The 7,399-nt window shown below is 64.9% G+C and carries 4 protein-coding genes, 1 tRNA gene and 2 rRNA genes (1 of these 7 cut by a window edge); 6 read left to right on the top strand and 1 reads right to left on the bottom strand.

Translation table 11 applies throughout. The features are described 5' to 3' along the window. From EAO27_RS16770 to EAO27_RS16755, 4 genes are all read left to right on the top strand, one after another. Window positions 1–1,420: ribosomal RNA gene (locus EAO27_RS16770) — 23S ribosomal RNA — on the top strand (it extends 1,373 nt beyond the left edge of the window). 132 nt (window positions 1,421–1,552) lie between these two features. Continuing rightward, a 5S ribosomal RNA gene (rrf, locus tag EAO27_RS16765) occupies window positions 1,553–1,667 on the top strand. Between the two features lie 106 nt (window positions 1,668–1,773). After that, a tRNA-Met gene (locus EAO27_RS16760) sits at window positions 1,774–1,850 on the top strand. Window positions 1,851–1,959: 109 nt separating this feature from the next. Then, window positions 1,960–2,880, top strand: coding sequence for an EamA family transporter (locus tag EAO27_RS16755; RefSeq protein ID WP_242771932.1), 921 nt, complete (start codon window positions 1,960–1,962; stop codon window positions 2,878–2,880). 35 nt (window positions 2,881–2,915) lie between these two features. On the opposite strand, the gene EAO27_RS16750 is transcribed toward EAO27_RS16755, so the two are convergent. Beyond that, the gene (locus EAO27_RS16750) at window positions 2,916–3,341 is read right to left on the bottom strand and encodes a VOC family protein (protein WP_242771929.1); all 426 of its coding nucleotides are present in this window, start codon (window positions 3,339–3,341) and stop codon (window positions 2,916–2,918) included. 79 nt (window positions 3,342–3,420) lie between these two features. Here EAO27_RS16750 and EAO27_RS16745 point away from each other — a divergent pair, with 79 nt between their 5' ends. Together EAO27_RS16745 and EAO27_RS16740 are read left to right on the top strand one after the other, a co-directional pair. Then, window positions 3,421–5,307 (top strand): ABC-F family ATP-binding cassette domain-containing protein, encoded by a 1,887-nt coding sequence (locus EAO27_RS16745; protein WP_242771926.1) that lies wholly within the window; start codon window positions 3,421–3,423, stop codon window positions 5,305–5,307. Window positions 5,308–5,387: 80 nt separating this feature from the next. After that, window positions 5,388–7,298 (top strand): hypothetical protein, encoded by a 1,911-nt coding sequence (locus tag EAO27_RS16740; RefSeq protein ID WP_242771923.1) that lies wholly within the window; start codon window positions 5,388–5,390, stop codon window positions 7,296–7,298. Window positions 7,299–7,399: the final 101 nt, after the last annotated feature.

Here is a 7,399-nt window from a genome sequence, read left to right as displayed (position 1 = left end):
AAGCCGGCCCCTAAGACGAGCCCGAAGGGGGTAGTCGATGGGAACCACGTTAATATTCGTGGGCCTGGAGGTGTGTGACGGATCTCGTAAATTGTCTGACCTTATTGGATTGGTCAGGCTTTGAAGAGGTTCCAGGAAATAGCCCCTCCATTATAGACCGTACCCTAAACCGACACAGGTGGGATGGTAGAGTATACCAAGGCGCTTGAGAGAAGTCTCCTGAAGGAACTCGGCAAATTGCCTCCGTACCTTCGGAAGAAGGAGGCCCCACATTTGGGCAACCATTTGTGGGGGGCACAGGCCAGGGGGTAGCGACTGTTTAGCAAAAACACAGGGCTCTGCTAAGTCGGCTTCAAGACGACGTATAGGGCCTGACGCCTGCCCGGTGCCTGAAGGTTAAGTGGAGGGGTGCAAGCTCCGAAATGAAGCCCAGGTAAACGGCGGCCGTAACTATAACGGTCCTAAGGTAGCGAAATTCCTTGTCGGGTAAGTTCCGACCTGCACGAATGGCGTAACGACTTCCCCACTGTCTCCAGGAGATGCTCAGCGAAATTGAATTCTCCGTGAAGATGCGGAGTACCCGCGGTTAGACGGAAAGACCCCGTGCACCTTTACTGCAGCTTCAGAGTGGCATTAGGAAAGAACTGTGTAGCATAGGTGGGAGGCTTTGAAGCACTGGCGCCAGCCGGTGTGGAGCCATAGGTGAAATACCACCCTGTTGTTTTCTGATGTCTAACCTCGATCCATGAAACTGGATCAGGGACCCTCTGTGGCGGGTAGTTTGACTGGGGCGGTCGCCTCCTAAAGAGTAACGGAGGCGCGCGATGGTAGGCTCAGGACGGTTGGAAACCGTCTGTTAGAGTGCAATGGCATAAGCCTGCCTGACTGCGAGACTGACGAGTCGAGCAGAGACGAAAGTCGGTCATAGTGATCCGGTGGTCCCGAGTGGAAGGGCCATCGCTCAACGGATAAAAGGTACGCCGGGGATAACAGGCTGATGATTCCCAAGAGCTCATATCGACGGAATCGTTTGGCACCTCGATGTCGGCTCATCACATCCTGGGGCTGGAGCAGGTCCCAAGGGTTTGGCTGTTCGCCAATTAAAGTGGTACGTGAGCTGGGTTCAGAACGTCGTGAGACAGTTTGGTCCCTATCTGCCGTGGGCGTCGAAATTTGAGAGGAGTTGACCCTAGTACGAGAGGACCGGGTTGAACATACCTCTGGTGTACCTGTCGTGGCGCCAGCCGCGCAGCAGGGTAGCTATGTATGGACGGGATAACCGCTGAAAGCATCTAAGCGGGAAGCCTCCCTCAAGATAAGATTTCACAGAGCCGTGGAAGACCACCACGTTGATAGATCGGATGTAGAAGCGCGGTAACGTGTGGAGCTAACCGATACTAATTGCTCTATTCGCACTTAAGAGTCCCGCCATCAACGACAGTCCTGTCAGGCCAAAAGCCTTCAGACTGTCCGCGAAGGACGGATGATTGAAGATCAGTCCATATTGCACGGGCATCGATTGAACCCTTTTTGACCTACGCCGGCTTCATTGCTTGGTGACCATGGCGTCAGTGACCCACCCGATCCCATCTCGAACTCGGACGTGAAACCTGACAGCGCCGATGGTACTGTGGCTCAAGCCCCGGAAGAGTAGGACGTCGCCAGGCATTGCAGCCGGCGTATGGTCGAAACACAAAACCCATTCACAAGTTCAAAGGCCGGCAGAAATGCCGGCCTTTTGCTGTTCAGCGGCCCAGGGCCGCTCTTTGGTGGCGCGGGATGGAGCAGCCCGGTAGCTCGTCAGGCTCATAACCTGAAGGTCGTAGGTTCAAATCCTACTCCCGCAACCAAAATACACCCCCAACTCACGCAGATTGCTTGGGCCCGGGGACAGCACCAGAACAAAAATCGCGCCAAACCGCCCATGACGCCCCCGATAGACCCCGCTAGGGGACAGGCATGACCGCGTCGCGCACACCCCTCGGCCCACTCGACTGCAGCGTCGCCATCGCGATGGTGGTCGCGTGGGGGTTCAATATCATCGCGATGAAGATCATCGTCGGCGAAGCCGGCGCACTGCCTTCGGCGATGCTGCGCCAGCTGATGGTGTTCGCGATCTGCCTGCCCTTCCTGCGCATCGTGCCCGGGCGCATGCTGGCGCTCACCGGCTTTGGCCTGCTGTCGGGCGCCGCCTTCTATCTTGCGGTGAGCTGGTCGCTCGCGGTCGCCGACAATGTCGGCGCGCTCGCCATCGCCGGCCAGCTCGGCGTGCCCTTCTCGCTGATCCTCGCCGTGCTGATCCTCAAGGAGCGAATCCACTGGCGCCGCATCGCCGGCATCCTGCTGGCGCTGGCAGGGGTCGTGCTGCTGCTGTTCGACCCTGAGGCCGGCAAGGAAATCCACGGCATCCTCGTCACCGCGCTCGCGAGCCTGATCTGGGCGTTCGGGGCGTTGATCCAGCGCGGGCTCAAGGGGGTGCCGGTGCTCACCATCACCGCCTGGGTCGGCGCGATGGGCAGCCTCGTCATGATCCCGGTGACGTTGATCGGCGACCCCGCCGGTTTCGCGGCGATCGCCGATCTGCCGCTGTCGGCGTTCGGGTGGGTCGCCTATGCCGCGATCGTTTCGAGCATCATGGGGCATGGGGCGATGGCGTGGCTTTTGCAGCGGCATGATGTGTCGGTCATCGTCCCCTTCACCATCCCGACCCCGGTGATCTCGGTCGCGGCTGCGGCGTGGTGGTTCGGAACGCCGGTCACCCCGCTGATGATGCTCGGCGGGCTGATCGCGATTGCCGGGGTGGCGATCGTCGCGCTGCGCACCGCGCATGTCGAGGGACCGGTGCCCGAAACGACGAAGGCGAGCAACGTTCCCGACTGAGCCGATCCCGATTGGGCCCGCCCCGACCGAGCCGGCTATGTCGCGAACAGCTGGCCGATATCGGCAAAGGCCTTGAATTCGAGCGCATTGCCCGCCGGGTCGTGGAAGAACATCGTCGATTGTTCGCCCGCTGCGCCCGCGAAGCGCGTGTGCGGTTCGATGACGAAGGCAACGCCGTGCGCCTGCAACCGGTCGGCGAGCGCGCGCCACTCGGACGGGGGCAGGACGACGCCGAAATGCGGGACCGGGACGGCATGGCCGTCGACCGGATTGCGGGCGGCGACGGCGGCGCGCGGCGCTTCGACGCGGTGCGCGACGATCTGGTGGCCGTACAGGTCGAAGTCGATCCAGTCGGCGGCGCTGCGCCCCTCGGGACAATCCAGTATGACGCCGTAGAAATGGCGTGCGGCGTCGAGATCGTCGACGGGAAAGGCGAGATGGAAGGGGGCGAGGCCGGGCATGCCCCGAGTTTAACCGTCGTGCGCCGCGGCGCCAAGCCGCCTCTTGGGCGACGGCGCCGAACATGCTAGGCGCGCGGCCATGCTGACGATCAATGGCCTCACCGTGCGCCTCGGCGGGCGCACCATCCTCGACCGCGCGACCGCGAGCCTGCCGGCCAGAAGCCGGACCGGGCTGATCGGGCGCAACGGCGCGGGCAAGTCGACGCTGATGAAGGCGATGATCGGCAGCCTCGAGGCCGACGAGGGCGGCATCGAGATGCCGCGCAAGACGCGCATCGGCTATATCGCGCAGGAAGCGCCGAGCGGCACCGCGACGCCGTTTGACACCGTGCTCGCCGCCGATACCGAACGCGCCGACCTGCTCCACCAGTCGGAAACGGTGACCGACCCCGACCGGCTCGGCGACATCCACGAACGGCTGATCGCGATCGACGCGTACACGGCGCCCGCGCGCGCGGCGCGCATCCTGATCGGGCTCGGTTTCGACGAGGAGATGCAGGGGCGGCCGCTCGACAGCTTCTCGGGCGGGTGGAAGATGCGCGTCGCGCTCGCCGCGCTGCTCTTCTCGAACCCCGACCTGCTGCTGCTCGACGAACCGTCGAACCACCTCGACCTTGAAGCGACGATGTGGCTCGAAAGCTTTCTGCGCGCCTATCCGGGGCAGCTCGTCGTGATCAGCCACGAGCGCGACCTGCTCAACAATGTCGTCGACCACATCCTGCACCTCGAGGGCGGCAAGATCACGCTCTACGCGGGCGGATATGATTCGTTCGAGCGCCAGCGCGCCGAACGCGCCGCACAACTCGCCGCGGCGAAAGCGGCGCAGGATGCCCAGCGCGCCAAGCTCCAGGATTATGTCGCGCGCAACAGCGCCCGCGCCTCGACCGCGAAACAGGCGCAGTCGCGCGCCAAGCAACTCGCGAAGATGCAGCCGATCGCGTCGGTCGCCGAGGATCCGAGCCTGGTGTTCGACTTCCCGACCCCCGCCGACGAACTGCGGCCGCCGCTGATCACGCTCGACCTTGCCAGTGTCGGCTATACGCCGGGCGAACCGATCCTGCGCCGGCTCAACCTGCGCATCGACCCCGACGACCGCATCGCGCTGCTCGGCCGCAACGGCAACGGCAAGACGACGCTGGCGCGGCTGCTCGCGGCGCAGCTCAAGCCCGAGGAGGGCGGCATGGCCGTATCGGGCAAGATGCGCGTCGGCTATTTCACCCAATATCAGGTCGAGGAGCTGGACGGCGCCGACACCCCGCTCGGCCACATGACGCGCGTGATGGCGGGCAAGACGCCGGGCGCGGTGCGCGCGCAGCTCGGGCGTTTCGGCTTTTCGGGCAACAAGGCGACGACCGAGGTCGGCAAGCTGTCGGGCGGCGAGCGTGCGCGGCTCGCGCTCGCGCTGATCACGCGTGAGGCGCCGCACCTGCTCATCCTCGACGAGCCGACCAACCACCTCGACGTCGACGCGCGCGAGGCGCTGGTGCAGGCGTTGAACGGCTTCGACGGCGCGGTGCTGATTGTCAGCCACGATCGCCACATGCTCGAACTCACCGCCGACCGGCTGGTGCTCGTCGACGACGGCACCGCACGCGAATTCGACGGCAGCATGGACGACTATGTCGCCTTCATCCTCGGCAAGGGCCCTGCGAACGACGATGCGAAGGGCGCGGCCGCGAAGCCGAAGGACGCCAAGTTCGCGCGGCAGGAAGCCGCCAGGGCCCGCGAGGCGCAGGCGGCACTGCGCAAGACGGCGCGCGAGCATGAAGCGCGCGCCGCGAAGCTGGCACAGCAGATCAGTGCGATCGATCGCGCGATGTTCGATCCCGCGAGCGCCGAACCCGCGCTCGCGAAGCTGACGATGGGCGATCTTGCCCAGCGGCGCGGCAGGGTCGCATCGGAGATGGAAGTGGTCGAGGCAGCGTGGATGCAGGCGCTCGAGGCGATCGAGGAAGCCGCGGCCTGACGCCGGATCGGACGATTCGGGGCTTTTCATAGGCGCCCGCCCCCGTCATGCTGCCGTCAGGCGGGCAAGGGGGGATGGCGATGGGCAGGAGCGAATGGGACCGGCGCTCGTTGCTGGCGGGCGGAGCGACGGCGGCGCTGGCGGGGTGCGCCAAATGTCCGCCTTTCGAAGCCCTGCCGCCCGCGCCAGAGAAGCGCGTCGTCCGCGACGCCCATGCGCATTTCTTCAACGGCGCCGACCTGCCGGCGGTGCGGTTCATGAAATATGCGATCGCGCCCAAATATCTCGACGGTTGGCCCGAACTGGCGCTCGCCTTCGTCAATCTGGCGGTGTGGGTACTCAAGCGCACGTCGCTGACCGCGACCGCCGAGATGCGGCTGCGCGTTCCGCCATGGGACCGCGGCCGCGGGCTCGATGTTCCGGCCGAACGCTTCGCCGAGGAGGTCGCGGCGCGCATCGATGCGGTCGTGCGGGACGCGGATCCATCGCTGCTCGGCGGCGCGACCGGGCTTGAGTATGACTTTTTCGCCGCTGCCTGCGATGGCGAGGACGAATATGACGCGCTCGGCGAAGCCGCCGAGCCCGATGGGCCGACTCAGCTCAGCTATGTCCGGCTGGCCTATGTGCTGTCGGTCATGGCGCGCGGCGCGCGCCCCGCCATCGACACGACGGGCGAGCGGATCGATGCCGCGCGGCGCCTTTTGGCGGCGATCGCGCCGGTCGATCGCGGCGTCATTGCGGCGATGTGCCGGGGCGGGGAGACGCAGCCGGCCATCGCTGCGGCGCAGAAGGCGGATTTCTTCTGGCCCGCGCTTCTCGCTGGCGCCACCACCCGGCCGACGCGCCGGTCGCGTTCGATCGCGGCGCTCGCGCTCGACATCGGCGCGATCGTCAAATGGGCGTTCCAGATGCGCCAGTCGCGCTGCGCCCATGTCGCATCCTATCTGCAATTTGCCGAGAATAGCGATCGGGTCCGCATCACCGACTGCGTCAACCTGCTCGTCGACTATGACGAATGGCTGGGCGAGGGTCCGCGGGCGGGGTCCGATCATGCCGACCAGATTCGCTTCTGGTCGGGGATGCGCGCGATCGTCCGCCCGCGCATGACGATCCACAGCTTCGCGGGCTATGACCCGCTGAAGGATGCCTATGGCCGGATCGGCGAGGCTGCGGAGCATTCGAGCTATTTGAAGGCCCTGGTCGGCTATTTCGAAAATGGCCGGGCCGATGTCGGCGGACCGCCGCGCGACCCGCTCGCCTTTCCCGGCATCGCCGGGTTGAAGCTCTATCCGCCGATGGGGTTTCAGGTGAGCGGGAAGAACGCGCTGCCGAGCTGCGCGCTGGCGGGGCGGCGCATCCGCAAGAACTGGAAGGCCCGCGCGAAGGGGCGCGATTTCGGCGAGGAGATCGATGCCGCGCTCGAACATTTCTTCGCGCGCGTCGCCGAGCACGACATTCCGTTGCTCGCGCACGCGCGCGCCAGCAACCAGGTGACCGAGGGCGGTGACGGCAAGGCTGCGATCCGCCACTGGCTGGCGCGGGCGCGGCATCACTACGAGGTTCACGGAAAGCCGCTGCGCCTGTGCCTCGGCCACTTCACGGTCAACGAGATGGACGAGACGCTCAGCGAGATCATGGCGCTCAACGCCTGCGGCAAGGCACGCATCTATGTCGATCTCTCCTACGGTTTCGATGACGGCTGGGGGCGCGCCGCCCGTCCGGCGGATGCGCGTGCGGCGCAATCCTTCTGGCTGGGGATATTGGCGAGCCTGACGATGAAACATGACCCGGGCGCGCGTTTCATCCTCTTCGGGACCGACTGGATCATGCTGGAGCAGGAGCCCGATGCCGAGGACTATGTCGCCGGCGCGCTCGATGCGTTCGCGGCGACCGATTACTGGCAGGACGAGGCGATCATCCAGCGCGTCTTTGCGACCAATTTTCAGGACTTTCTGGCGACGGGATCACCCGCGCCGCCGGCTTGCACCTGATCGCGTTCCGGACAGGGCCTGCGGCGCGATGCGATGCCGAAGGATTGACTCGGGCACCCGTTTTCTCCATGTTGGTTTCAATTGAAACTATATGGGAAATG

Source organism: Sphingopyxis sp. YF1, from assembly GCF_022701295.1.
In the GTDB taxonomy this organism is placed as follows: Bacteria; Pseudomonadota; Alphaproteobacteria; order Sphingomonadales; family Sphingomonadaceae; genus Sphingopyxis.
The sequence above is the reverse complement of the archived record's forward strand: the minus strand, read 5'-3'. Positions and strand labels throughout refer to the sequence as shown.